This window comes from Halomonas eurihalina, assembly GCF_008274785.1.
Classification (GTDB): Bacteria; Pseudomonadota; Gammaproteobacteria; order Pseudomonadales; family Halomonadaceae; genus Halomonas; species Halomonas eurihalina.
Window position 1 is genome coordinate 97,609 of record NZ_VTPU01000003.1, and the last position, 25,659, is coordinate 123,267.

The 25,659-nt window shown below is 65.3% G+C and carries 21 protein-coding genes; 9 read left to right on the forward strand and 12 right to left on the reverse strand.

Annotation, left to right across the window (positions count from 1 at the left end):
* The first annotated feature begins 17 nt into the window (after window positions 1–17).
* Window positions 18–3,923: an ATP-binding protein gene (locus tag FZZ93_RS04465; RefSeq protein ID WP_149321131.1), complete on the forward strand. Its 3,906-nt coding sequence runs from the start codon at window positions 18–20 to the stop codon at window positions 3,921–3,923.
* A gap of 12 nt (window positions 3,924–3,935) precedes the next feature.
* On the opposite strand, the gene FZZ93_RS04470 is transcribed toward FZZ93_RS04465, so the two are convergent.
* From FZZ93_RS04470 to queC, 4 genes are read right to left on the reverse strand one after another with little or no spacing between them, the layout of a single operon-like run.
* A complete protein-coding gene (locus FZZ93_RS04470) occupies window positions 3,936–4,205 on the reverse strand; it encodes a YkgJ family cysteine cluster protein (protein WP_149321132.1) in 270 nt (89 codons plus the stop codon).
* The gene (locus FZZ93_RS04475; protein ID WP_149321133.1) at window positions 4,202–5,047 is read right to left on the reverse strand and encodes a 6-pyruvoyl trahydropterin synthase family protein; all 846 of its coding nucleotides are present in this window, start codon (window positions 5,045–5,047) and stop codon (window positions 4,202–4,204) included. The genes FZZ93_RS04470 and FZZ93_RS04475 overlap by 4 nt, the downstream gene beginning before the upstream one ends.
* On the reverse strand, window positions 5,047–5,691 hold the full coding sequence (gene queE, locus FZZ93_RS04480; RefSeq protein WP_149321134.1) for a 7-carboxy-7-deazaguanine synthase: 645 nt from the start codon (window positions 5,689–5,691) through the stop codon (window positions 5,047–5,049). The genes FZZ93_RS04475 and queE overlap by 1 nt, the downstream gene beginning before the upstream one ends.
* Window positions 5,684–6,400, reverse strand: a complete 717-nt coding sequence (gene queC, locus FZZ93_RS04485) for a 7-cyano-7-deazaguanine synthase QueC (RefSeq protein WP_149321135.1) — start codon at window positions 6,398–6,400, stop codon at window positions 5,684–5,686. The genes queE and queC overlap by 8 nt, the downstream gene beginning before the upstream one ends.
* A 361-nt stretch (window positions 6,401–6,761) precedes the next feature.
* On the opposite strand from queC, the gene trhP reads away from it, so the two are divergent.
* Window positions 6,762–8,174, forward strand: coding sequence for a prephenate-dependent tRNA uridine(34) hydroxylase TrhP (trhP, locus tag FZZ93_RS04490; RefSeq protein WP_149321136.1), 1,413 nt, complete (start codon window positions 6,762–6,764; stop codon window positions 8,172–8,174).
* A gap of 407 nt (window positions 8,175–8,581) precedes the next feature.
* A complete protein-coding gene (locus tag FZZ93_RS04495; protein ID WP_149321137.1) occupies window positions 8,582–8,992 on the forward strand; it encodes an SRPBCC family protein in 411 nt (136 codons plus the stop codon).
* Between the two features lie 58 nt (window positions 8,993–9,050).
* Here FZZ93_RS04495 and FZZ93_RS04500 read toward each other — a convergent pair whose 3' ends face one another.
* The 8 genes from FZZ93_RS04500 to FZZ93_RS04535 all read right to left on the reverse strand — a co-directional run bounded on the left by FZZ93_RS04500 (window position 9,051) and on the right by FZZ93_RS04535 (window position 17,355).
* Entirely contained in the window at window positions 9,051–9,284 is a 234-nt protein-coding gene (locus FZZ93_RS04500; protein ID WP_013332203.1) for a DUF2789 domain-containing protein, read from the reverse strand.
* Between the two features lie 65 nt (window positions 9,285–9,349).
* The gene (locus FZZ93_RS04505; protein ID WP_149321138.1) at window positions 9,350–10,417 is read right to left on the reverse strand and encodes an asparaginase; all 1,068 of its coding nucleotides are present in this window, start codon (window positions 10,415–10,417) and stop codon (window positions 9,350–9,352) included.
* Between the two features lie 43 nt (window positions 10,418–10,460).
* Window positions 10,461–11,630: an MFS transporter gene (locus FZZ93_RS04510; RefSeq protein ID WP_149321259.1), complete on the reverse strand. Its 1,170-nt coding sequence runs from the start codon at window positions 11,628–11,630 to the stop codon at window positions 10,461–10,463.
* Window positions 11,631–11,700: 70 nt separating this feature from the next.
* Complete coding sequence (locus FZZ93_RS04515) at window positions 11,701–12,201, reverse strand: hypothetical protein (RefSeq protein WP_013332206.1); 501 nt, start codon at window positions 12,199–12,201, stop codon at window positions 11,701–11,703.
* An 86-nt stretch (window positions 12,202–12,287) separates the two neighbouring features.
* Window positions 12,288–13,604: a DEAD/DEAH box helicase gene (locus tag FZZ93_RS04520; protein ID WP_149321139.1), complete on the reverse strand. Its 1,317-nt coding sequence runs from the start codon at window positions 13,602–13,604 to the stop codon at window positions 12,288–12,290.
* Window positions 13,605–13,747: 143 nt separating this feature from the next.
* On the reverse strand, window positions 13,748–14,338 hold the full coding sequence (locus tag FZZ93_RS04525) for a PqiC family protein (RefSeq protein ID WP_149321140.1): 591 nt from the start codon (window positions 14,336–14,338) through the stop codon (window positions 13,748–13,750).
* A complete protein-coding gene (pqiB, locus tag FZZ93_RS04530; protein ID WP_149321141.1) occupies window positions 14,335–16,017 on the reverse strand; it encodes an intermembrane transport protein PqiB in 1,683 nt (560 codons plus the stop codon). Before pqiB ends, FZZ93_RS04525 begins: the two co-directional genes overlap by 4 nt.
* A gap of 30 nt (window positions 16,018–16,047) precedes the next feature.
* Window positions 16,048–17,355 carry a paraquat-inducible protein A gene (locus FZZ93_RS04535; protein ID WP_149321260.1) on the reverse strand — a complete coding sequence of 436 codons (1,308 nt, stop codon included), beginning with the start codon at window positions 17,353–17,355 and terminating at the stop codon, window positions 16,048–16,050.
* Between the two features lie 140 nt (window positions 17,356–17,495).
* Between FZZ93_RS04535 and FZZ93_RS04540 the strand changes: the two genes are divergently transcribed.
* The 6 genes from FZZ93_RS04540 (at window position 17,496) to FZZ93_RS04565 (ending at window position 25,559) form a co-directional block, all read left to right on the forward strand.
* Window positions 17,496–18,479 (forward strand): calcium/sodium antiporter, encoded by a 984-nt coding sequence (locus tag FZZ93_RS04540; RefSeq protein ID WP_149321142.1) that lies wholly within the window; start codon window positions 17,496–17,498, stop codon window positions 18,477–18,479.
* A 210-nt stretch (window positions 18,480–18,689) separates the two neighbouring features.
* Window positions 18,690–20,102 (forward strand): cytochrome ubiquinol oxidase subunit I, encoded by a 1,413-nt coding sequence (locus tag FZZ93_RS04545; RefSeq protein ID WP_149321143.1) that lies wholly within the window; start codon window positions 18,690–18,692, stop codon window positions 20,100–20,102.
* A gap of 3 nt (window positions 20,103–20,105) precedes the next feature.
* Entirely contained in the window at window positions 20,106–21,110 is a 1,005-nt protein-coding gene (gene cydB, locus FZZ93_RS04550) for a cytochrome d ubiquinol oxidase subunit II (RefSeq protein ID WP_149321144.1), read from the forward strand.
* Between the two features lie 13 nt (window positions 21,111–21,123).
* Window positions 21,124–22,800 (forward strand): thiol reductant ABC exporter subunit CydD, encoded by a 1,677-nt coding sequence (cydD, locus tag FZZ93_RS04555; protein WP_149321145.1) that lies wholly within the window; start codon window positions 21,124–21,126, stop codon window positions 22,798–22,800.
* Window positions 22,793–24,538: a thiol reductant ABC exporter subunit CydC gene (cydC, locus tag FZZ93_RS04560; RefSeq protein WP_246146106.1), complete on the forward strand. Its 1,746-nt coding sequence runs from the start codon at window positions 22,793–22,795 to the stop codon at window positions 24,536–24,538. The genes cydD and cydC overlap by 8 nt, the downstream gene beginning before the upstream one ends.
* Window positions 24,539–24,563: 25 nt before the next feature.
* The gene (locus FZZ93_RS04565; protein ID WP_149321147.1) at window positions 24,564–25,559 is read left to right on the forward strand and encodes an adenosine deaminase; all 996 of its coding nucleotides are present in this window, start codon (window positions 24,564–24,566) and stop codon (window positions 25,557–25,559) included.
* The last annotated feature ends 100 nt before the right edge of the window (window positions 25,560–25,659 follow it).

The window sequence follows — 25,659 nt, forward strand, 5'->3', positions numbered from 1 at the left end:
AGCAGGACAGACCCAACATGCGGGATGTTTCCGACGCCGTGACTCATGACGAACAGGATCGCCTGGCCCTTTTCGGTCATTTCTCGCTGACCCTGGGCGATGATGTCTTGACCCAGTTCAGCTATGACAAGGTCAAGGCGCTGCTGGTCTACCTGTTGTTGCATGACCAGCCGGTCAACAGGGCGACCCTGGCCGAGTTGCTCTGGCCCGATCAGGGGTTGTCGTCGGGCCGCACCAACCTGCGTCATGCCTTGCACTGCTTGCGTCAGTCGCTCGGCGAGGATGCCGAGCGCGTCCTGATTGTCTCGCGCCAGACCATTGCCTTTCGCCTGCCGGACAGCTGGTGCTTCGACCTTCACGAGCTGCAGGCCCTGCTCGATGGGCCGGCCAGTATCGAGACCCTGGAAGAGGCGTTGTCGTACTATCAGGGCGATCTGGTCGAGGAACTGCAACTGGCCGCCTGCTCCGAGTTCCAGCGTTGGCTGGTGCAGGTACGCAACGAGTGGCGCCAACGGGTGATCCGCTTTGCCGAGGCCGTGCTGGGACAGCACGATCCCTTGCCGGATGAGGTGCTGCAGTCCCTGGTCAGCCGCTTCTCCGGCTATGGCCCCTTCCACGAGCGGCTGGTTCGCCAATTGGCCGAGCATGGACAGCTGGCCGCTGCCCACGAGCAGTACAATGCCTATCTGCAGTTGCTGGCCCTGACCGGTCAGCAGCCCGATCCTGGTTTTCTGCAGCTGGCTCGCTACTGGTCCGATGGGACGCCGGATCCTAACAGCGGGCCGAGTGGCGCTTTCTCGCGCACCCTGTCGGCGGACAGCCTGCCGCTTCGCGAAGACGAGATAGAGCAGCGCCAGTTGTCGGTGATGGCCATTCGCCTGTGGCTCGATGCGGATCTTTCCTCCCGGGCCGAGGCATGTGCCTGCCTGTCCTTGCAGATCGAGCTGATGCGCTGGCTCGAGCGACAGTGCCACCATCTCGGCGGCTTCTGGCTGCCCGGGGCCACCGGCGGCCTGGGGCTGGCCTGTTTCGGCACCCATGGGCCGGCTCACCAGCTCGCCGAGCTGGTGGCGCTCTACGAGCACTGTCGTCGCGTGCTCCCCGAGGAATGCTCTCGCCACTGGAGCGGCGAAGGCGAGCCGCCGCGCTTCGAATTCGCCGCCGGCCTGAACAGTGGTCGAGTCGTCTACCTGCCTGAACGTCACCTGGTGGACCCGCTGGGGCAGGTTACCCAGGGATCGCTGGCCTTGATGAACGCTGCCGAGGGTAGCGAGCTGGTCATCTCCCAGGAGGCCAGCCAGCATATGCCGCCGGCGCTCGACCTGCAGCCGCGCCTGTCGTCGCGCCTGGTGGCCAGCGATGGCCGGGTGCGCTTGCGGGCGCTGGTGCTGGGCACCAACGAGGGCGGTCGCGAAGCCTTGCCGCCCAGCCTGGTGGGGCGGGAAGCGGCGCTTCGCACCTTGCGTGATGCACTGGCCAGGGCCGGCATCGGGCTGCGTCAGAGCGTGCTGGTGCGTGGGCCCTCCGGGCTCGGCAAGTCGGCCCTGCTGGTTGGCTTTCGCCAGCTCGAACAGAGTCGCGAGGCGGCGATCTGCTGGCAGCCGACCACGCGCTTGTCGGTGCAGGAACCGTATGGCGTGGCGCGCCAGTTGCTGCGCTGGCATCTGGATGGAGATATCGACGCGGAGGTGTTCGATGGCCATCTCGGCGGGTTGATGGCCGAGGAGCTGAATGACGACCAGGCGCTCCTGCTCAAGGAGGCGCTGGGTGTGTGCGAGCCGCGCGAGCTGGCGGCGCTGGCGCAGAGCGGCGAGGCTGTCGAACTGGTGGTGACGCTGCTGCATCGCTTGATTGATAAGCTGGCCACGTCCCGTACCCTGGTGCTGATGATCGACGACCTGCAATGGCTCGACGAGCCGTCCTTCAAGGTGCTGGCCGCGCTCCAGGCTCGCCTGCCGATCAACTGTCCTTTCCTGCTGGTGGCCAGCCACCATGGTCGCGAGGCGCTTCCGGCGCGACTCGACTGGGATCAGCAGATCACTCTCGGACGCCTCGACGCGCGGCAGTCATCGCGCCTGCTATCGCAGCTGGCACGCCGTTATCGCTTGCATCTCAGCCCGCGATTGCGGGGGCAGATCATCGAGCGTTGCGATGGCGTGCCACTCTATCTGCAAGAGATCTGTCGCCGGGTCGACATGGATCGCCGTGAAGGCCGCAGTATCCAGCTCGACGAACTACCCCGCGGGCTGCTCGGCCTGCTGGCCAGTCGCATTGACCAGCTGGATACCGACCGCGAAGTGGCGCACGTGGCGGCGGTTCTGGGGCGACGCTTTCGTCTCGACTTCCTGGCCGAGTGCAGTGGCTGGGAGATGCCGCGACTGATGTCGGCACTGGAGCAGATGAGCCGATTGGAGATCATCGAGCCCGTCGAGGATGAGACCGAGGGGCGCGAGTACCAATTCACCCACCAGTTGTTGCAGGAGGCGGCCTACCTGTCGTGCCCCCGGGATATCCGGGTCGACCTGCATCGTCAGGTCGTGGGCTTGATCGAGGAGCACTTTCCGATCTGGATCAGCCGCCATCCCGGAGATTTCGCTACGCATCTGCGCCGCAGTGGGCAATATGCTCGCGGTGCCCGCTACTTCGAGCTGGCGGCCCGGGAGGCGCTCAAGGTCAGTGCCAACCGCACGGCACTGAAAATGGCCGACTTCGGGCTGGCGAGCCTGCGTCATGTGGAAGGGCAGGTGGAGCGTGAAGTCAGCCTGCATACGGTGCGTGGCCAGGCCGCCTTTGCCCTGGAAGGCCATGGCTCACCCACCGCCCACGACAGTTTCGTCCGCGCGCGGGAGCTTTTGTCCAGCGCCGAGAACCCGCCCGAGGACAGCGAGGACCTGGAGCAGGCCTTTCTGGTCAAGTGGGGGCTCTGGGTGGGGTGTAGCCAGCGCAACGCCCATGCCGATGCCTTCATGCTCGCCTCGCGGCTGGCTGATCTGGCGGACGGGCTGGAAGACCCGCGTTATCGCCGCCTGGCCGATTTCGCCCGGGCCTGTTGTGAATACTGGGCGGGTCGCATCGAGCAGGCTTACGAGCATCTCGAGGAGATCGATCCTCTCAATTCCCCCATGATGATCGAGTGGCTACCGTTCTCCGATCACCCCCAGGTGGCCGCCGCCTGCTTCCAGGGGTGGGCGCTGTGCCTGCGAGGGGATTATCGTCGCGCCGAACGTCAGGTGGAGTCGGCCATTCGGCTGGCCGAGCAGTTCAATCATCCGGGCAGCCTGGCCATGGCCTTGATGTATGCCGCGGCGCTGTACCGCCAAGTGGGCCACGTGCACCTGGCTGCCAGTCGCGCCGAGCGTGCCTATCAGATCACCGGCTCGCCGGATCTGCATCTCTGGCAGGTGTCCGCGCGCAGTGTGCTGGGATGGCAGCGCGCCCTGGCCGGTGATCGCGAGGGACTGACGATCCTCGAAGGAACCCTGGAGGAACTGGCCGAGATCACCGGTCGCGATCCCTACCAGCGCCCAGCGCTGTGGTTCGTGGATGCCTGTGTGTCGATGAACGAGCTGGCCCAGGCCGAGGACTATCTCGACCAGTCTCTGATGATCGCCCGGGAACGCACGACCCTGTTCGTGCCGGAGCTGGCGATCCAGCTGGCGCGGGTGCGCCAGCGGCTCGGTCGCCCCGCCGAGGAGGTTCGCTCGCTGGCCGAACAGGCGCTCACTCAGGCCAGGGAAGATGGCAACCTGCACCAGGAGTTGTACGCTCTGGAGCTGTGGTTGACCCTGATCGATCCCGAAGATGCCAGCGCGCGGGAGGACTTCCGTCGTTTGCTCGGAGAGGTCAGCCACAGTGACGCCCCGGTGCTGGTGCGCTGGCGGACATTGCTGGATAGGCGGTTGGCGCACGTGGTCGATGCTTGAGAGGGTGTTGTCTCAGGTGCCGCTGGCGGTCTCCAATGCGGCGATCAGCGTCAGGGCCTGTTCACGGTGATCGCCGCACAGCTCCCGGTCGAAGTCGAAACGCTCGCACACGGCGGGGCGTTTCGGGTCGCCGAACAGCCGGCAGAGGTTCTCGTCGGTAAGTTGCGCGCAGCGTACGCCCGCCGGCTTGCCCTCGGGCATGCCGGGAATGGGCGAGCTGATCGAGGGGGCGATGCAGCAGGCACCGCACCCCGGACGGCAGCCTTGGTCCGTGCCCGTCATGGCCTGGCCTCCGCGATGGCCCCCTTGTCGATACCTTCGAATGCCTGGACGCGTGTAGCGCGGCCGGTCTCACGGGTGATCTCTCCCGCCAGCCAGGCGGCGATGTGCTCCACGGTGGTGGAGGTGGGCATGACGACGCAGCGCTCGCGAGGCAGGCTCAACACGAAATGGCCCTGCTCGGCTCGATAGCTGGTGACCAGGCGGCCGAGGAAGGAGGCCTCCAGGCCGTCGTCGACGTCGGCTTCGTCCACCAGGTAGCGATCGTCGAGACGTGATGCCCAGTCGGCTTCCAGCGACGGGCAGCGTTGCCCGTTCTGCCAGATATGCAGGCGCGAGCGGTGGCCATGGGCGATGCGCTGGCAATTGCCGGCGTGCCGCTTGAGGCCGTGGCTGTAGCAATACCCGGCGCCTTCGATGGGCTCTTCACCGAGAGTGAGGCGGATGGCCTCGACGCGCTCGGGCGGCTGGCGCATCAGCGACTGGCCAAGATATTTACCCAGTCGCTGCGCGGTGATTTCCCGCCAGGGCAGCAGGCTGAACGCTTGGCGCGGGCCGCGCACTTCCAGAGCATAGGGCGTTTCGGTGCGCACGCGAAGCCCTTCGTAGCATTCCTGAACGCTGACGCCCGGCGCCTCCGTGGGCACCAGCAAGGTATGATCGACGCCCCGGTCGAGGCGCGATTTGATCCAGGGCTTGACCTCGCCGAAGTCGAACAGCATGCCGTCGTCGCCGATTTCGCCGTCCAGCTCGGCGTCGACGCGCCAACTGGCGCCGATCAAGCCGCGCTCAGGGCACCACAGCGAGGCATCCAGGTGAGTCAGTCGGTTGACGAACAGTGTCATCAGTCGATCCCCGCGATCTTGTGAGTCTGTAGCGACAGGCGCCAGCGTGGGTTGGCCAGGCAGTAGGCCACGGTGGTGGCCATGGTGTCGCGCGTCTCGCCGAGCGGCGAGGTATCCATGGGCTGCAAGAAGAAGTGCCGGAAGTCGAGTCCGGTGAAGCGCTCCGGTGGCGCCTCAGGTTGGGGATGCACCAGCTTGAGTTCGTCGCCTCGGGTCTGAACCAGCGGCACATCGCCCTTGGGACTAACGCATAGCCAGTCGATGCCGGCCGGCGCCGCCAGGGTGCCGTTGGTCTCCACGGCGACGTCGAATGCCCGGTCGTGCATCGCTTCGATCAGGGCTTCGTCGAGTTGCAGCAGGGGCTCGCCCCCGGTGAAGATGACTTGGGGGCGTGAGCCGTCCGACGCGCCCTGCCACAGGGCGACGAGGTGCTCGGCGAGCGTCTCGGCATCGGCGAAGCGTCCGCCGTTCTGGCCATCGGTGCCCCGGAAATCGGTGTCGCAGAAACGGCAGGCGGCAGAGACGCGGTCGGCCTCGCGCCCGGACCACAGATTGCAGCCGGCGAAGCGACAGAAGACACTGGCGCGGCCGGCCTGTCCGCCTTCGCCCTGCAAGGAGTAGAAGGCTTCCTTGACGCTATACATCGTCCGACTCCCCGTCGGTTGCGGTGTCGGGCCGCTGAGCATAGCCGAGGGGATCGCTGACGCCATGGGCGGCGAAGGCCGCCAGGCGCTCCCGGCAACTGCCGCAGCGACCACAGGCGAGGGACTCACCCAGATAGCAGGTCCAGGTGTCGGCGTAATCCAGGCCCATGGCAAGGCCGTCGGCGAGGATGTCGGCCTTGGTATGACGCAGATAGGGCGTGTGGATCTCGACCGGCTCGAAATTGGCGATGCCGGCGACGGCGTTCATGGCCTCCACGAACTCGGGGCGACAGTCCGGATACAGAACGTGGTCGCCGCCGTGGGCGCCGTAGTCGACTCGGCCGGCGCCGATGTTCACGGCCTTGGCGATGGCCATCGACAGCAGCATCATGTTGCGGTTGGGCACCACGGTGTCGGCGAGATTGTCGGCATCATAGTCGCCATCGGGCATGGCGCGCTCGGTGTCGGTGAGTGCCGAATTATCGATCAGGCCGTGGATGGCGCGGATATCGACCACCTGATGGGGCACTGCCAGATCGCGGCAGACGCGCCTGGCGACCTCGAGCTCGCGGGCATGGCGCTGGCCATAGTCGAAGGAGAGAGCGTGGACGTCGCGACCTTCGCGCAGCGCCCGGTGCAATACCGTAAAGGAATCCATGCCACCGGAGTAGATCACCACGGTAGCGGAAGAAGCGGGGGCTTGAGACATGGTTGGCCTGTATGTCGGAGAATTTGATGGCCGGGATCCGGTCCGGCAGGGGCGCATAGTGTACGTTGCCGAAGGGACCGCCGCCAAGCCGGCCGCTCTGCGTGGTCAGGGTAATCGTCCTGGCCATATGGTTCTGCCTACGGCGCAGGTGCTGGTATACTCCGCGCCTCTTCACAACATCTCGCGCTCTTGGAAGCGCTGATTTATGTTGCGAGCGATGAGAGGCTGGCCGCCGCCGGAACGCAGAAACCGGAGTTTACGTTTTGGTAAACGAGGATTTCGAGTACCGCCGTCGGCCAGGATATCGAGCGCAGCAATAAATCAGCGTTTCCTGCGCCATCGTCCTGACAACGGTGACTCCATGAAAGCCCCAGAACTGCTGTCGCCCGCCGGCACCTTCAAGAACATGCGCTATGCCTTCGCCTATGGGGCGGATGCCGTCTACGCCGGCCAGCCGCGCTATTCGCTGCGCGTGCGCAACAACGATTTCAAGATCGATAACCTGCACAAGGGTATCGCCTACGCCCACGAGCGCGGCAAGCAGTTCTACGTGGCCTCGAACATCGCGCCGCACAACAGCAAGTTGAAGACGTATCTGCGCGACATGGAGCCGGTGATCGAGGCTGGGCCCGATGCCCTGATCATGTCCGATCCCGGGCTGATCATGATGATTCGCGAGCGCTGGCCCGAGCAGGAAATCCATCTCTCAGTGCAGTCCAACGTGGTCAACCACGCGGCGGCCAAGTTCTGGCATCGGCAGGGCATCAGCCGGATCATCCTGTCCCGGGAGCTGTCACTGGAGGAGATCGCCGAGATACGCGCCGAGTGCCCAGATCTCGAGATCGAGACCTTCGTGCACGGTGCACTGTGCATCGCCTATTCCGGGCGTTGCCTGCTGTCCGGCTATTTCAACCACCGCGATCCCAACCAGGGCACCTGTACCAATGCCTGCCGCTGGAAGTACAACACCGTGGCGGCCTCCGAGGATGAGACTGGTGACCTGGTGCCGGCCAACTCGGCCCGGGCCCACGATGCCAGCGGCATCTGGACCCCGGATCAGGGGAGCGGCCTGATCGCCAGTGGTGGCGGAAGTGCCGAGAGCACCGCTACCGCCGGCGGCGTGGAAGGCCAGGACGAGCTTTCGGCATTGATCGAGGATCGCAGCCGCCCGGGCGAGCTGATGCCGGTGCACGAGGACGAGCACGGCACCTACATCATGAACTCCAAGGATCTGCGCGCGGTGCAGCACGTACCGCGCTTGGCCGAAATGGGCGTGAGCTCATTGAAGATCGAGGGGCGCACCAAGTCGCACTACTATGTGGCGCGTACCGCTCAGGTCTATCGCCGGGCCATTGATGATGCCGTGGCCGGCCGCCCCTTCGACATGCGCTTGATGGACGAGCTCGACAACCTGGCTAACCGTGGTTACACGGAAGGCTTCTATCGTCGCCATGTCCACGACGAGTACCAGAACTACGAGCGTGGCCATTCGATCGGTGTCCACCAGCAGTTCGTCGGCGAAGTACGGGATTACGACCCGGCGCGTGGCGTGCTGGAAGTTGACGTCAAGAATCGCTTCGAGGTCGGTGACGGCATGGAACTCATGCTACCCGGCGGCAACCGGCGCTTCACACTGGAGCATATTGAGAACCGCCGTGGCGAATCGGTGAACGCCGCCCCCGGTTCGGGCCATGTGGTGCGTATCCCGGTGCCGGGCGAGGCGATTGCCGAAGAGCGTATTGCGTATGCGTTGTTGATGCGGGACTTGCCCTGAGAGGGTGTCTACAAATTACTGCGCTCGCCCATACAGTGTTGGAATTCGGCTCGAAGTGCTCATTTAGTGCGGCTAAACTCCGCGTTCTCACCGAATTCCGCCTTGTGACCCACATGGATGTGGGAAATGCGTTGGCCCGTCGGGAATGGGCCTAGCCTTGGCCATCGCTCGTGACTTTTGTAAACACCCTCTGAGATAGTTTGGGGCAAATGGTGGCACGTCGTTTGTGACCTTGTCGGTATCCTCTGAAGCGAGCCCGGCTTGTCCGCCTCGGCACTGGACTGGACAGTGCCGGGTTTGTCGGGGAAGCTGTGGCGGCATGAAGGGGTGGCAAGGGAGCGAGCATCGCCCAGCGTGGTCCGGCGTCGGCCTTCTGCATCTGCATCATCCGCACACGGGAAAACACCATGTCCACCATCGAACACAGCGCCATTCTCGAAGCGCCGCCCGAGCGGGTCTTTGCCTTGCTCGAGCGGGTCGAGGATTTTGTCGACTATTCCGACCTGATCAAGGCCATCGAGCGGTTGGGCGAAGACCGCTATCGGTGGCACGTCAAGGCAGTCGGCATGGACTGGACATTCGACGTGGTGATCACCGAGTCGGTGGCCCCGGAGGTGCTGGCATGGGAATCGGTGGATGGCGTGAGCAACCGCGGCCGCTACCACTTGGCGCCTGTTGCCGAGGGCACAGAGGTTTCGCTGAGCCTCGAATACGAGATCAAGAACCGCCTGGTCGAAAAGGCTGTGCGCCGCGCGGCTTCCCCGCTGGTGAGTCGGGTGAGCCAGCAGATACTCGATCGGGTCGCTGCTCGTCTCTGAGAAGGCGACGACAAATGACTGCGCGGTGTTGAAGCTTGGCTGCTTTTATTGAGCGCACTCACTTGCGCAGAGATGCATCCAGGTGATCGACCACTTCGGCCCAGTCGGCATCCGCTTCGAGTGCTTCGCGAAGCAGTTCGGCCTGGCCCTCGTTCCAGCAGGGCGCATCGGGCAGGGCGATATCCTCGGGCAAGGGGGAGTGGCGTTCGATGAACCGCTTGATGGAAGCCGGGTCGGAGGCGAGACCGAGCTGCTCGAACAGCTCGGTGAAGGGGTGATCGGGATGCTCCATGGAGGTTTCCTCTTGGCGCTGGACGGATACCCCTCACTCTAGCCGGTGACCGTGAAATTTGCTGATCAATCCTCACCGATAGGCGGGGCCGTGCGCTCGCCGACCAGGGGCGTGAGAAAGCGTCGGCGTCGTTCGGTGTCATCCAGCGGTTGGGCCAGTAGGTGGACCAGCTTGGTGACGGCGGCTTCCGGGGTCATGTCGTCGCCGGACAGCACGCCGGCATCGAGCAGGCCCTGGCCGGCGGCGTAGGCGCCGATGCTGACGCCACCGTGGGGGCACTGGCTGATGGCGGCCAGCAGCTTGCCTTCTCCGCTAGCCCGCGCGAGCACGCCCAGGATGGCCGGGTCCTCCGGCAGGTTTCCACCACCCCAGACTTCCAGCAGGGCGCCCCGAACGCGATCATCCAGCAACCAGGCCTCGAGCTGCCAGGCGGCGATGCCGGGCCAGAGGACCAGGCGTGGCACGCTGCCCTCGGCGAGGCCACTGACGTCGGGCAGCTCGAAGCGTGGTGCGCCGCGCTGGTGCCGCTCCAGGCCGCGGTCGGGGAAAAGCACGGCGTCATCGCCGACGAATTCGCCGAGCGGAGGATGGTTGGGGCTAGTGAAGGCGTCGATATGCCGGGTCTGCCATTTTCGGCTGCGTGCACCGCGCAGCAGGCGACCGGCGAAACACAGGGCGACTTCCTGCAGGCGGGCGTCGGTGGCGAAGCGCATGGCCGCTTCGATATTGCCCAGGGCATCGCTGCCCGTGCGCTCGAGTGGTGCCATGGCGCCGGTCAGGATTACCGGTCGGTCGATGCCCTGCAGTTGATAGGCCAGGCTCGAAGCCGTCCAGGCCAGGGTGTCGGTACCGTGCAGGATCACCACGCCGTCGTGAGTCAGGTAATGCTCGGCGACGATCTCCGCCAGGTCGCGCCAGTCGTTGGGAGTGGCGGCGCTGGAATCGATAGGACGAGCGGTTTCCAGGAAGTGAAAGTCCGGCAGCGCGGCTTGCCGCGCCGGAGGCAGGGCGGCCAGCGTGTGGCGCAGCCGGGTCTCGAAAGCGCGACCCGGGATCAGCCCCTGGGGACTGTCCACCATGCCAAGGGTGCCGCCGGTATAGATGACCAGCAGGGAAGCGCGGGAGGATGACATGCGGGCTCCTTCCTGATTGAACGCGGCTCGTCACTCAGCGTGGTCAGCGGTAGTCGCGAATGAGCAGCCGGCCTTCGGTGTCGGTTTCCAGGCGGCGATTGCGGCCGGCCAGCAGGGCGAAGATGGCAGCTACCATGACGATGCCCAGCAGCAGCAGATTGATGGTGAGCAGCCCAAGCTTGAACTCCAGCATCATGCCCACGGCCAGGGGTCCCAGGGCCGCCAGGGTATAGCCGCCGCCCTGGGCGAGCCCCGAGAGCTTGCCGGCAAGGCGCGAGTCGGCGGTGCGCAGCACGATCAGCGTCAGCGCCAGGCTGAAGCTGCCGCCCTGACCGAGCCCCAGCAGGGTGATGCCGACCCAGCGCCAGCGTTCGGGGCCGAGCAGCAGCAGGGTGAGGCCCGAGGCCACCATCAGCAGCAATAGCAGCAGAGCCGGCCGCTGATCGCGGCCCAGGCGGGCCAGCCAGGGGGCGGCCAGGGCCGAGACCAGTTGAACCATCACCGAGGCGGCCATCATCCAGCCGGCTTTGGCTTCGTCATAGCCTCGAACGATCAGCAGGGTGGGCAACCAGCCGAAGACGATATAGGCCAGCGAGGATTGCGAGCCCATCAGTATCATGACCTGCCAGGCTAGCGGCTGGCGCAGCAGGTCTCGGGTGTTCCCGGTACGTGGCGGACGGACCGCCGGGCTGCCCGGCTGGGGCATCAGTACCAGCCAGGCGATCAGTGCCGCCAGAGCGAGCCCGGCCCAGGCCACCAGGGCCAAAGGCCAGCCGCCGAAGGCATTGGCCAGCGGAATGCTCAGGCCAGCTCCCAGGGCGCCGCCGAGGCACAATGCCATGGTGTAGACGCCGGTCATCAGGTCGGCGCCCTTGGGAAGTTCACGCTTGACCAGGGCCGGCAGCAGGCTGCCGGCCACGCCGATACCGGCGCCGACCAGCAGGGTGCCGGCAAACAGCCAGTTCGGAGTGGCCAGGCCGCGCAGCCCCAGTCCCAGCGCCAGGACCAGCAAGGCGAGCGACAGGGTGCGCTCTGGGCCGAGGCGGCGCGACAGCCAGGGCGCGAGAGGCGCGAACAGGCCGAGGCAGAGCACGGGCAGGGTGGTCAAGGCGCCGATGCCCGCCGCGGTCAGGTCGGTCTGGGCCTGGACGCGTGGCAGCAAGGGTGCCAATGACGAGAGCGCCGGCCTCAGGTTGAGGCCGACCAGGATCATCAGGAAGAAGAAGGCCGCTGGATGCAGGGTTCTTTCGGCTGCGGCGCTGGTGTGTGAATTCGACATGGGCTTACTTGAGATGTGGACGCAGATCGCCCCGGGCGCTGTCGAGCAGGGTGATGAACTGGATGTCACCGCTGCTGTCGATGCGGTCGACCCTGGCCATGCTGGCCATTCCCTGATTCATCTTCAATTGCTCGAAGATTTCCAGGGTCAGTTTCTCGGCGGGGAGATCGCCTGGATTCAACAAGCCGTCTTCGAGGGTGAAGGTTGGCAGCAGGGTGGCGCGCACCCGTGTCATGCCACCTTCCGCCAGTACTCGACGCACGAACAGCCAGCCTTCGCAGGTCAGGGCCTGTTCGTCGTGTTCGCGCAGGAAGAGCGTGCGGTAGCAGGCGCCCTCGCTGGCGGCTTTCTCGGCCATGCTGCGATAGGCCTCGGTCATGCGCGTTGCCGAGACCCGGGCCTTTTCGAGTTCGCGCAGGGCGGCACTGTGTTCGCGCTCGAGCTGGGCCTGGCGCTGAAAGGTGAGCCAGCGGCGGTAGTCGCGGATCAGGTGTTGGGTGTCCATGGCGTTCCTTGCAAATCCAAGTATAGAGATGAGGACTATGGCGGATCACCGTCGCACAAGTCGCGGTGTTCCGCCACATTGGATGGCTAGGCCTGCTGGCGCTTCTGGCCGCCACGACGCTGACGCTTACGCCCGGAGGGGGCATCGCGATTGGCTGTGTTGTTACCGCCAGCGTTGTTACTGCCAGCGTTGCGGTTGCCGCCGCCGTTACCGCCGCGACCGCGTCCACGCCCGCCACGGCCGTTCTCGATCGGCTCCGGCTTGGCGTTGGGGTCCGGTTCGAAGCCCGGCTCGATATGCTTGACCAGGTCGCGCTTGATCAGCTTCTCGATGTTCTTGAGCAAGCCGTGCTCGTCGACGCAGACCAGCGATACGGCCTGGCCTTCGTTGCCGGCGCGCCCGGTGCGGCCGATACGGTGGACATAGTCCTCGGCGACGTTGGGCAGCTCGAAGTTGACCACATGCGGCAACTCGTCGATGTCGAGCCCGCGGGCGGCGATGTCGGTGGCCACCAGAACCTGCAGGTCGCCGGACTTGAAGGCCGACAATGCCTTGGTGCGGGCCGACTGGCTCTTGTTGCCATGGATCGCCATGGCCGGGATGTCGCGCTTGCCAAGATGCTCTGCCAGGCGGTTGGCCCCGTGCTTGGTGCGGGTGAAGACCAGCACCTGGAACCAGCGTTGTGACTGGATCAGGTGTGCCAGCAGTTCGCGCTTCTTCTCGCGGTCGACCCGGTAGACGGCCTGCTCGACGGTCTCGGCGGTGGTGTTGCGCCGCGCCACCTCGATCAGCGTTGGACGGTCGAGCAACTGGTTGGCCAGCGTCTGGATCTCGTTGGAGAAGGTTGCCGAGAACAGCAGGTTCTGGCGCTTGGCGGGAAGCAGCTTGAGAACCTTGCGAATGTCGTGGATGAAGCCCATGTCGAGCATGCGGTCGGCTTCGTCCAGCACCAGGGTTTCAACGCCGGAGAGATCGACGTGGCCCTGTTGCTGAAGGTCGAGCAGGCGGCCCGGTGTGGCCACCAGGATATCCAGCCCCGGACGAATGGCATCCACTTGGGGTTGCTGGCCGACACCGCCGAAGATGACGTGCGAGGTCAGCGACAGGTGTTGGCCGTAGTCGCGCACGCTTTCACCGACCTGGGCGGCGAGTTCGCGCGTGGGTGTCAGCACCAGGGCGCGTACGCCGCGCTTGGCGGGGCGCTTGCCGTCGGCCAGGCGCTGGAGCATCGGCAGGGTGAAGCCGGCGGTCTTGCCGGTGCCGGTCTGGGCACTGGCCAGTAGATCACCGCCCTCGAGAACGGCGGGAATGGCCTGGCGCTGGATCGGGGTCGGCTCGGTATAGCCCTGGGCCTCGATGGCGCTCAGGAGTTCGGCCCGCAGGCCTAGGTCGGAAAAGCTCATGCAGTCTCCGCAGCAACGTCTCGATCCGTGCCGGCCGCCTCGGGCGACCGGCCAGTCCCGGATCGGGACGTGGGAATAGGGTCAGACGCGGCAGGAGGGACCAGCGATGCCGCGAGTGGCGGTATTATGCCATAGTCGTACGCTCAACGCAGCCGTTCGATCGCCGTGGCCAGCCGGTCGGCGAGGCGGTCCAGATCCTGTCCCAGCGCCTGGACCAGGGCCGGATAGCCATCGGCCTCGAGCGGCGTGGTCAGACTGAAAGGCGTCAAGGACAGCAGTTCACCATCAGCGTCGCGGAGTTGCCAGCGCCCCTCGGCCACGGCCATGCCGTCATGGCGCCCCTGGAAACGGTCCATCTCGAGTCGCAGGCTCAGGGGCGCGTCGCCCCGAGCGGTGTCGCCGTCGAGCATGATCCGTGTATCGGGCAGGCGGGTGGCCAGCCGGTCACGCAGCCCGCGTTCGAGCTGGCGGCCCAGCGGCTCGGCCCACTGGTGCCCCTTGGCTTGCTGGATGGTGATGTCGTCGAGTTGGAAGACGATGCCTTCCACGTCGAGATAGCGTGCCAGCCGGATGGGGCGTATCACCAGCAGCCGATCGGCCGAGGTATCGATGGCATCGTCCGCCAGCGGTGCGTCGGGCAGGGTGTAGTGAGTCGGCGGCGTGCCGCCGGTGGCGCAACCGCTCAGCCAGAGGGCCGCCAGGGAGGCGGCGAACAGATTGGCGAGACGCATCATGGCTGGCTCCTTGTGTCGGGGGCACGGGGCGTCGGGTCCTCGGCGTCGATGCTGTCGAACAGTAGCGCCCTGGGGTCTTCACTGATCTTGCGTGCCGCGGGTTGCAGGTCGCGCATCAGGCGCTCGACCTGATCCAGGGTGTCGGTCAGCTCGCGATAGGCGGGTGAGTCGGCAGACACCCCTTCCAAGGTGGTTTGCAACTCCTGGAGAGTGGCGTTGAGATTACCCGGCAGCTCCCGGGTGCCGGGGTCGTCGAGCAGGCCCTGCATGCTGGCGGTCAGCTTGCGGACTTCCTCGAGCATGGCCTGCGATGTCGTCAGGTTGTCTTCCAGGCCGGTGAGGATCGGCGCGACCTCGAGAGCATTGAGCTTGTCGAGCAGGGCCGTGACCTGCGACTGGATCTGCGCCAGTCCCGAGGACGCGGTGGGGAAGACGGTGCGTTCGGCGAAGGTTTCCGGCTCATACTCGCCGGCACGCTGATCATCGAAGGTTAGATCAACGAACAAGGCGCCCGTCAGCAGGCTGCCGTTCTTGAGGGAGGCGCGCAGGCCGAGGTCGAACAGACGATCGAAGCGCTCGCGCCATTCGTCGAGGTCCAGGTCCTGATCGTCGATGCCCAGGCGTTGCGGCTCGATACGAATCAGCACCGGAATGGCCAGGCGGTCACGATTGTCCGGCTGCGGTGCGGTGAAGTTCCAGGGGACGCTGGTGACCGTACCGATACGCACGCCGCGGAATTCTACCGGCGCACCCTTCGAGAGGCCGCGGATGGTGTCCTCGATCAGCAGCACGTACTCGAGGTAGCGGTCGAAGGTGCCCTGGCGAGCGCTTTCCTCGTCGGCGAAAAGCTTGAAGGTGGTGTCGGGTTCCACGGTCTCGCCCCGCGGGAGATCCTCGGGCACCCCGAAAGTGACGCCGCCACCCAGCAGCGCTTCGATGGATTCGACCTGGACGCGGACACCCTGGGAGTCGAGCCGAAGGTCGATGCCGCTGCTGCTCCAGAAGCGGGTGTTGGACGTGATCAGGCGGTGATAGGGACTCTCGATGAAGATGCGGTGGTGCATCTGTCGAGTCTCGACGTCGAAGTCGGCCTGTTCGACACGGCCCACGGTGAAGCCCTGGAAGGTGATGGGGTCGCCGACGCTGAGGGCATTGCCGACCTGGCTTACCAGGTTGATGCGCAACCCCTCGGCGCCGGGCGGGGCCACGGGGGGTTGATCCCGAACCTCGAAGGTGCGTGCTTCCTCGTGGCTCTGTCCGGGTTCGAGCTGCAGGTAAGCGCCGGACAACACGGTGTTGAGGCCGCTGATGCCCTCGCGGCCGATTCGGGGTTTGACCACCCAGAAGCTGCTGTCCTCGACCAGCATGGACGTGGCCTGGGTCTTCATGCGGGCCTTGATGACGACGTTCGACTGATCTGCCGAGAGGGAGACGGATTCGACCTGGCCGACTTCGACATTGCGCGTCTTGATCAGGGTCTTGCCGGCCTCGATGCCATCGGCACTGTCCATGGTCAGGGTGATCACGGGGCCGCGGCTGGCATAGTTGTCATATACCAGCCAGGCGCCGATCAGCAGCGCCACGATGGGGACGATCCAGATCGGTGACAGCCGGGCCTGGCGCGTAGTGCGGGCGCGATGCTCGTCATCCCGATCAGTGTCGACGGAACTGTCGTTCATGGAGCGCTTCCTTGTTGCATATAAGGTGTTTCATGTAAGGCGTTTCCGGTGAGGTGCGACCGGATCGTCCCAGATCAGCCGGGGATCGAAGCTCATGGCGGCCAGCATGGTGATCACCACCACGGCGCCGAAGGCCAGGGCGGCGGGGCCAGGGGTGATCGACATCAGGTTGCCGGCGCGAATCAGGGCCACCAGGATCGCCACCACGAAGATATCGACCATCGACCAGCGTCCGATGAATTCGGTGAGGCGATACAGTCGGGTACGGGCCATGGCGTTCATGCGGTGGGCACGCGGAGCCACCAGGCACAGCCAGGAAAGGGCGATCAGCTTGCCGAGGGGCACGATCACGCTGGCCACCAGGATCACCAGGGCCACTGGCCAGGACCCCATCTCCAGCAACTGAACCACGCCGCCGATGATGGTGGAAGGATTGGGCCGACCGAGGCTGGTGGTGGTCATGATCGGGTAGACGTTGGCCGGGATGTAGAGCACGGCGGCGGCGGCGAGCAGGGCCCAGGTGCGTTGCAGGCTGTGGGGGCGGCGCGCGTGCAGGCGTTCACCGCAGCGTTGGCAGCGGCCCTTGCCTCGGGCATCGAGGCGGTTGACGAGCCCGCAGGTGGCGCAGCCGGTTAGCCCCTGGCCGGCAGCGGTTTCACCGGTACGGCTGCCTTCCGGGGCGTTGGGTTCGCCGGCCAGGGCGAACCATAGCCAGTCCCGGTCCACGGACTGAGTGGTGGCGAGCAGCAGTACCACGAAAGCGCCGAAGGCCCAGAATCCGGGGCCGAGCTCGATCTCGGCGAGCCCGGCGATCTTGATCAGGCTGACCAAAGTGCCGATGAGAAAGACATCGGCCATCATCCAGGGTTGCAAGTGTGCCAGCGAGCGGGCTATACCTCGGCTGGCCGGCAGGGGGGAACCGCGTAGCAGCCCCGTCTGCAACCAGACCACGCCGATGAGGTAGAGGGTGGGCAGCACCAGGATGGTCAGCAGCACGGCGATGGCCACCAGTGGTTCGTGGTAGCCGATCAGTTGAGTGGCCGACTGGGTCAGTTCGATACGATTGCCCACGCCCCGAACGCTGAAGCCGAGAAAGGGGTAGGTCACCGCCAGGGCGAGCGTTACCAGCGAGGCCAGCGCCAGTGCCATGCTGCGCTGGGCGGGATAGCGATGGCGACGCACCTCGGCATGGTCGCAGCGCGGACAGGTCGCCTGCTCGCCGGAGCGTAGTGGGGGGAGAGCCATCAGCCAGTCGCACTCGTGACAGGCGCGCAGGCGCCGACGCGAATGTCGCGTCTCGGGTGGGGCCTGGTCGACAAGTGGCGCCCCTCTGAGCATGGTGATGGGTTGCAAAGCCGGCCTTGGCACTAGGCGATCATCCTCCTCGCACCGGATTGAATCCAATCCCAAGTGTGTCACGTTGACGCCGGGGGGGCCATAGGCAAACATACAAACCCGAATGTTCTAATGGAGGTGCCATGATGCTTCCCGTTCTGGCGGTGGTGGCGGGGCTGGTTCTGTTGATGTGGAGCGCCGAGCGCTTCGTCGATGGTGCGGCGTCGACCTCGTCACACCTTGGGCTGTCGCCCCTGCTGATCGGGATGCTGGTGATTGGCTTTGGCACCTCGGCGCCCGAGCTGGTGGTCTCGGTCATCGCGGCGGCCGAGAACAACCCTGGTCTGGCGCTGGGCAATGCCTATGGCTCGAACATCGTCAACATCGGCCTGATTCTCGGCCTGGTGGCGTTGATTTCGCCGCTTGCCGTGCACTCGAGCATGATTTGCCGCGAACTGCCGGTCCTGGGGGGCGTGACCCTGCTTTCGGCGCTGCTGCTGCTGGGCGGCGTGCTGGGTCGGTTCGAAGGAGGACTGCTGCTGCTGATCCTCGTGGCTTTCATCGGGTTCAGCATATGGCAGGCCTTGAAGGCGCCCGAGGATGCGATGTCCGCGGATACCGAACAGGATATTGCCTCCCATCCGATGTCGCTGCGCACCGGATTGCTCTGGACGGCCTTCGGCCTGTTGCTGCTGGTGGTCAGCTCGCGCCTGCTGGTGTGGGGGGCGGTGTCCATTGCCCAGAGCTTTGGGGTCAGCGATCTGATTATCGGATTGACGGTGGTGGCCGTGGGAACGTCCTTGCCCGAGCTTGCCTCTTCGATCAGTGCCCTGCGGCGTGGCGAACACGATCTGGTGCTGGGCAACGTGGTGGGCTCCAACCTGTTCAATACGCTGGGCGTGGTGGGATTGGCCGCTCTGATCACACCGATCGAGGTGGCGCGCGAGGTGCTACTGCGTGACTGGACGCTGATGATGGCCATGACTGTCCTGATGACGGTCTTCGCGATGGGCTGGCGGAACCGTGCAGGACGGATCAATCGACTCGAAGGTGGGGTGCTGCTGGCCATGTCTCTGACCTATACCGGTTTCATGATCAGCCTGGTCATGCAGGGGGGCGCGGTCTAGCCACCTGCGACAATACGCTGACCACCTGCGACAACGCGACGCTCTGGAATTTCCGGCTTTAGGGATAGCATGAACCTAGGCGAGCGAGGCCATGTGATGGGGGTGCCCGGGACAGGCCGTAACCCCAGGTCGTTTCTATCGTCTAGGCTGTTGCATGAGCGGAGGCTTAAACGCTTCTGTTTGTCCTGAGTAGGGAATCTGGAGTCTGCCATGGAACTTGATCCACTATTGCTGTCGCGATTGCAGTTCGCATTCGTGGTGTCCTTTCACGCCATCTTTCCCGTCTTCTCCATTGGGCTTGCATCCTATCTCGCGGTGCTCAATGGATTGTTCTACCGCACTGGCAATCCGGCTTGGGAGCGCCTGGCCATTTTCTGGGCCAAGGTCTTTGCGGTGGTGTTCGCGATGGGGGTGGTGTCGGGCATCGTCATGTCCTTCCAGTTCGGTACCAACTGGAGCAACTTCTCCTTGGCTGCCTCGAACTTCCTGGGCCCCTTGCTTAGCTATGAGGTGGTCACGGCCTTTTTCCTTGAGGCGACCTTCCTGGGTGTGTTGCTGTTCGGGCGCCATAAGGTTCCCCAGGGAGTTCACCTGTTCGCTTCCATCATGGTGGCGGTGGGAACCTTCATTTCGGCATTCTGGATCCTCACGGCCAATAGCTGGATGCAGACGCCGGTGGGTACGGAACTCATCGATGGTCGTTTCCATGTGACTTCATGGACGGAGGCGATCTTCAACCCCTCCTTCGGGTATCGCTTCGTGCACATGGTGCTGGCGTCCTTTCTCACCGGTGGCTTCGTGGTGGCTGGGGTTAGTGCCTGGTACTTGCTGATCGGGCGCGATGTCGAGGCCAACCGCAAGGCCTTTTCGATGTGCCTGTGGCTGTTGCTGGTTCTGGCGCCGACCCAGGCGGTGGTGGGGGATTTTCATGGCCTCAACACCCTGGAGCATCAACCGACCAAGGTGGCGGCCATGGAAGGCAACTGGGAAACACAGACGCACACGCCGCTGCTGCTGTTCGCCTGGCCGGATCAGGACGCTCAGGAGAACCTCATAGAGTTCGGCATTCCGGGTCTGGCGAGCTTGATCCTGACGCACGATATCGGGGGTGAGGTGCCGGGTGTCAGTGAGGTGCCACCGTCTGAGCAGCCTCCCGTGTGGCTGGTCTTCTGGTCATTCCGCATCATGGTCGCTCTGGGTCTGGCGATGATCGGCGTGGCGCTGGCCGGGCTCTGGCTGCGCGTCAAGGGTCGCTTGTACGAGCAGCGCGGTTTCCTGCAATTGATGCGGCTGATGAGCGTGTCGCCGTTCCTGGCGGTGCTGGCCGGTTGGTTCGTGACGGAAGTCGGGCGTGCTCCCTGGCTGGTCTACGGCGTGATGGATCAGGCCGAGGCGCTCACGCCCTCGCTGAGTGGCTGGATGGCGTTGACGACCCTGGTGGGCTACATCGCCGTCTACGCCGTCGTGTTCTGGGCCGGTTTCTACTACCTCACCCGCGTGGTGCGCCAGGGCATGCTGCCGGACCTCGAGCCCCACGACGACCAGGTGGAGCGGCCCGCGCGTCCGCTGTCTGCCGCCCACGTGCCCTTCGAGGACGCCTCCAACCAACCGGGCAGGAGCTGAGCCATGGAAATGTTCGATCTGTCATTGATCTGGGCCCTGATCATCGGCTTTGGGGTGATCATGTACGTGCTCATGGATGGCTTCGATCTGGGCGTGGGGATTCTCTTCCCCTTCGCACCGGATGAAGCGGGGCGCGATGTGATGATGAACTCGGTAGCACCGATCTGGGACGGCAACGAAACTTGGCTGGTCTTGGGCGGTGCCGGGTTGCTGGCGGCTTTCCCGCTGGTCTACACGGTGTTCCTTCCGGCACTGTACCTCGGGGTCTTCCTGCTGCTGGCCGGGCTGATTTTCCGGGGCATTGCCTTCGAGTTTCGCTTCAAGTCGCATCGCAATCGTCACTGGTGGAATCGCGCCTTCAGTTGGGGCTCGGCGGTGGCGGCCTTTGCCCAGGGAGTGGTGGTTGGTGCCTATATCCAGGGCTTTGCCGTCGAGGATTTCGTCTATGTAGGCGGCCCGCTGGACTGGCTGACGCCCTTCACGGTACTGACCGGCCTGGGCCTGATGGCGGGCTATGCGCTGCTTGGTGCGACTTGGCTGATCATGAAGACCGAAGGGCGGCTTCAGGATTGGGCCTACGGCTTGGCGCCCAAGCTGCTGATTGCGGTGTTGGCGGTTTTCGCGATCATCAGCTTCTGGACCCCCTTCGTCGACGAGTCGGTGCGTGAGCGCTGGTTCGGTCACCTGCACATGATCTGGATCTTCCCGGTGCTGGCGCTGGTCTGTGCGGCGCTACTCTGGCGTGCCGTTCACCAGCGTCGCGAGGGGCAGCCTTTCATCGCGACACTCGGCCTGTTCGTCTTCACCTACCTGGGCCTGGTGGTCAGCAAGTGGCCGGTGATCGTGCCGCCGGACTACACCATCTGGGACGCGGCCTCGGCGCCCGAGTCGCAGCTCTTCCTGCTGATCGGCGTGCTGTTCGTGATTCCCCTCGTGCTGACCTACACCGCCTGGACCTACTGGGTGTTCCGCGGCAAGGTCCGGGAGGGCGACGGCTATCACCACTGAGTCCGGGCGCGACATGAAAGGGGAAACGCCCCGCGCCTGGCTGGCCGGGTTGGCAAGGACCGAGCGTCGTCATCTGACACTGGCAGTGATCGCCGGCACCGCGGCGGGACTGCTGACCATCGCCCAGATGGCGACGCTGGCCTGGCTGGTGACGTCGATGCTGATCGAAGGGGCCGAGCCATCATCGCTGGCGGCAGGGTTCGCGGTGCTGGTGGCGATGATCGTGCTGCGAGCCCTGGCCCAATGGGGGCAGGAAAGCGCGGGCCTGACTGCCAGCCTGCGCGTGCGGGCCAGGGCCCGTCGTGAGCTGCTTGATCATCTCGAGCGCCTCGGTCCGGTCGGGCTGGCCGATCACCACAGCGCTAGCCTTGCCAACCGGGTGGTCGATCAGGTCGAGGCGCTGGACGGCTACATCGCGCGGTTTCTCCCGCAAATGCGCCTGGCGGTGGCGATCCCTCTGGTCATCCTGGGCGTCGTAGTCTGGCTGGATTGGCTGGCGGCCCTGTTCCTGTTGCTGGCCGCTCCTTTGATTCCCCTGTTCATGGCATTGGTGGGAATGGGCGCCGAGCGTCTCAATCGCGAGCAGTTCGACACCGTATCGCGGCTCTCCCGCCACTTCATCGACAGGGTGCGGGGCATCACCACGTTGCAGCTCTTCGGGGCTGGTGAGCGAGCCACCCGCGAAGTGCATGCCGCCGCCGACGACTATCGCCGGCGCAGCATGCGCACCCTGCGTCTGGCGTTTCTTTCCTCGGCGGTGCTGGAGTTCTTCGCCGCCGTGGCCATCGCTGTGGTGGCCATCTATGTCGGCTTCGGTCTGCTCGGCTATATCGGCTTCGGACCGGCCGATGAGCTGACCCTGTTCAGCGGCCTGTTGGTGTTGCTGCTGGCGCCGGAGTTCTTCCAGCCGCTGCGCACCCTGTCCCAGCATTATCATGACCGTGCTGCTGCCCTGGGAGCGGCCGAGGGGATGGTGGCGCTGCTCGATGAAATTCCGCCGCGCAGCGACGAGGCGCCACTGCCATGCCGGAGCGATGCCCTGGTCGAGCTGGAAGCCGTGACGGTGTCGTATCCGGAACGGGGCCGGGTGCTTGGCCCTCTGGATCTGACGGTGCGTTCCGGCGAGATACTCGGCGTGAGCGGCCCATCCGGCGTCGGTAAGTCGAGCCTGTTGCAACTGATGGCCGGTTTCATCGCGCCGGCCTCGGGACGGCACCGCGCTGCCCCCGATCTGCGGGTGGCCTGGATGGATCAGCGCCCACTGCTGATCCATGGCAGCCTGGCCGACAATCTGCGCCTGGCGGCTCCCGAGGCGGACGAGGCCGCATTGCGTGATGCCTTGTGGCGCGTCGGTCTGGGAGAGCTGCTCGAGGCCTTGCCCGATGGGTTGGCCACGCCGCTCGGCGAGCGCGGGGTCGGGCTTTCCGGCGGCCAGGCCCACCGCCTGGCCCTGGCGCGCATCTTCCTTTCCCCGGCACCACTGGTGTTGTTGGACGAACCCACGGCGAGCCTGGACGACGACAGTGAGGCCCGAGTGCTCGAGGCGCTCTCGGCGCTGGTCGAGCAGGGCCGAACCCTGGTGATCGCCAGCCACCGGCCGGCGCCCCTGGCTCTGGCGACGCGCCGGCTATCCCTGGGCTTGGAAGGAGCACATGAGCAGGGCGTACTCGAGGAGGCGATGCATGACTGAGGCTACGCCGGGACTGTTCGCCACGCTGCGGCCTTGGCTCGTTCATCTCGGCCGGCGTCGCCGGCGCCTGCTGGCGGGAGCGGCCTTGATGTTGCTGGCCCTGGCGGCAGCGCTGGGCTTGCTGGCACTGTCGGGCTGGTTCATTACCGCCACCGCGCTGGCCGGCCTGGTGCTGGCGGCAGGGGGCGCGATAACCCTGGACGTCTACGTGCCCGGTGGCGGCATTCGCGCCTTCGCGCTGACGCGTACCGTGGCGCGCTACGTGGAGCGCCTGTACAACCACGACACGGTGCTGCGGTTGTTGGCTGACTTGCGTGGCCACATGTTCGCGGTTCTGGTCGATCTCGACAACGCCAGCCTGAGTCGGCGGCGTGCCAGCGACTGGCTGAATCGACTGACCGCCGACATCGATACTCTGGACAGCCTCTTCCTGCGTCTGCTGGCGCCGGCCCTGGTGGCCTTGTTGGCGATTCTTGGCCTGAGCGCCTTGCTGACGGTGTGGGCGCCGTCGGCAGGCCTGGCGGTGGGGCTCGTCCTGGGGCTTGCCTGGTGCTGGTTGACGATCGGCCAGGCCCGCTGGGGGCTGGCCGCCAGCCGGCGTCGCGTGGCGGAGCTGGAAAGATTGCGCGGGCGCGTGATCGAGCACCTCTCGGGCATGGCGGAGCTGGAAAGCCATGGTGCACTGGCCGAGCAGCGTCGGCGCCTGGACGCCATCGAAGCGCGGCTGCGCGTCGATCAGAGCTGTCTGGGGCGGCTGGCTGCCCTGGGCTCGGCGCTGGCTGGGATGGCGGTCGGCCTGGCCTGGTTGCTGGCCCTTTGGCTGGGAGCGCAGCTCTGGGCGGCCGAGGCCTTGTCCGGCCCCTTGATGGTGATGATGCCGCTGGCCGTGCTGGCGATGAGCGAGGCACTCATGGCGCTGCCCATGGCCTTTACCCAGTTCGGCGCCACCCAGGCCGCCGCTGAACGACTCAATGCCCTGGAAGCTGCCCGGCACCCGGTGAGCGTATCGCCGGCAGGCCCCTTGCCGTCGCAAGGAGCGCTATCGGTGAGCCTGGAACGGGTCGGATTGCGTTATCCCGGTGCCTTGACGGCTGTTCTCGATGATTTCTCGTTGCAACTTGCGGCTGGAGAACGGCTCGTCCTGTGTGGCCCCTCCGGTATCGGCAAGTCGAGCGTGGCGGCCCTGATCGCCGGGCAGATCGTGCCCGACAGCGGCCGTGTGTGTCTGGGCGGTATCGAGATCGAACATTTCGAGGCGCAAGCCCTGCGTCGTCGCCTGGCCTTGCTGACCCAGAACAGCGAACTGTTCGACGACAGCCTGGCGGCGAACCTGCGCCTGGGTGATCCCGAGGCCTCCGATGAACGCTTGTGGGATCTTCTCGACGAGGTCGAGCTGGGGCAATGGGCCGGGGGGCTACCGCATGGCCTCGCGACGCGAGTGGGCGAGGGCGGGAGACGTCTCTCCGGCGGGCAAGCGAGACGGCTGGTACTGGCGCGCTTGATGCTGCGCGATCCGGGGCTGGTCATTCTCGATGAGCCCTTTACCGGGCTCGATGCAACGACCGCGCAACGGCTGGCCGAGCGGCTTGATGCCTGGCTGGCAGGGCGAACCGTGATCTATCTCTCGCATCGTCACGATGATGAGGCCATGCCACTGCCCGGAGTGACGCGCACGATCGATCTGACAGCCCACATCGGATCACCGCTTTGCGCAACCGGTCAGAATCTTTCAGGATAGGGCAAAGCATCGAACGAGGTAACTCATGCGGGACTTTCTCAAGCGCCTGCCCAAGGCCGAACTCCACCTGCACATCGAGGGCACCCTGGAGCCCGAACTGATGATGGCGCTCGCTGAGCGAAACGGCGTGAGCCTGCCCTATGCTTCGGAGGATGAGGTGCGTGCCGCCTACGACTTCGAGGACCTGCAGTCCTTCCTGGATCTGTACTTCCAGGGCATGAGCGTTCTACGCACCGAGCGTGACTTCCACGACCTGGCCATGGATTACTTCCAGCGCGCGCATGCCGAGGGTGTGGTGCATGTCGAGATGCATGTCGACCCTCAGGCCCACCTGGCCCGGGGCGTGGCCCTGGAAACGGTAATGGAAGGGCTCGGCCAGGCCCGTCGACGCGCCGAGCGCGAACTCGACATGTCCACGGCGCTGATCATGGCCTTCCTGCGTGACCGGCCCGCCGAGGAGGCGATGCAACTGCTGGAGCGTGCCGAACCCTACTGGGAAATCCTGGATGCCGTGGGGCTCGACAGCGCGGAACTCGGCCATCCGCCGGCCAAGTTCGCCGAGGTCTTCCAGCGCGCCCGGGCGCTCGGGTTGCCACGGGTGGCTCATGCCGGCGAAGAGGGGCCACCCGAGTACATCCGCGAGGCGCTGGACGTGCTGGATGTCTGCCGGGTGGATCATGGAGTACGTTGTCTGGAAGACCCCGAGCTGGTCGCGCGCCTGCGCGAGCAGGGCACGGTGCTTACCGTCTGTCCGCTTTCCAATCTGCGTCTCAAGGTCGTCGAACGCCTCGACGACCATCCCTTGCCTGAACTCCTGAAATCGGGGCTGAACCTGACCCTGAACTCCGATGATCCGGCCTATTTCGGCGGCGGCATGCTGGAGAACTTCGAAGCCTGCCAGCGTGCCTTCGACTGGTCGCGCGGCACCTTCATCGACCTGGCCCGCAACGCCATCGACGCCGCCTTCATGAGCGAGGCGCGTCGCACTGAGCTGCTCGAACGCCTGAAGGCCTGCGGCTAGACGTTGTGGGGAAGTTGTGGGGAAGGAGCGTGCCAGTTGGGTATTCTGCGCCGGGTGATGTCCGTTTCGACTACGCCGGCGTCGCAATCGGAATGCCGTT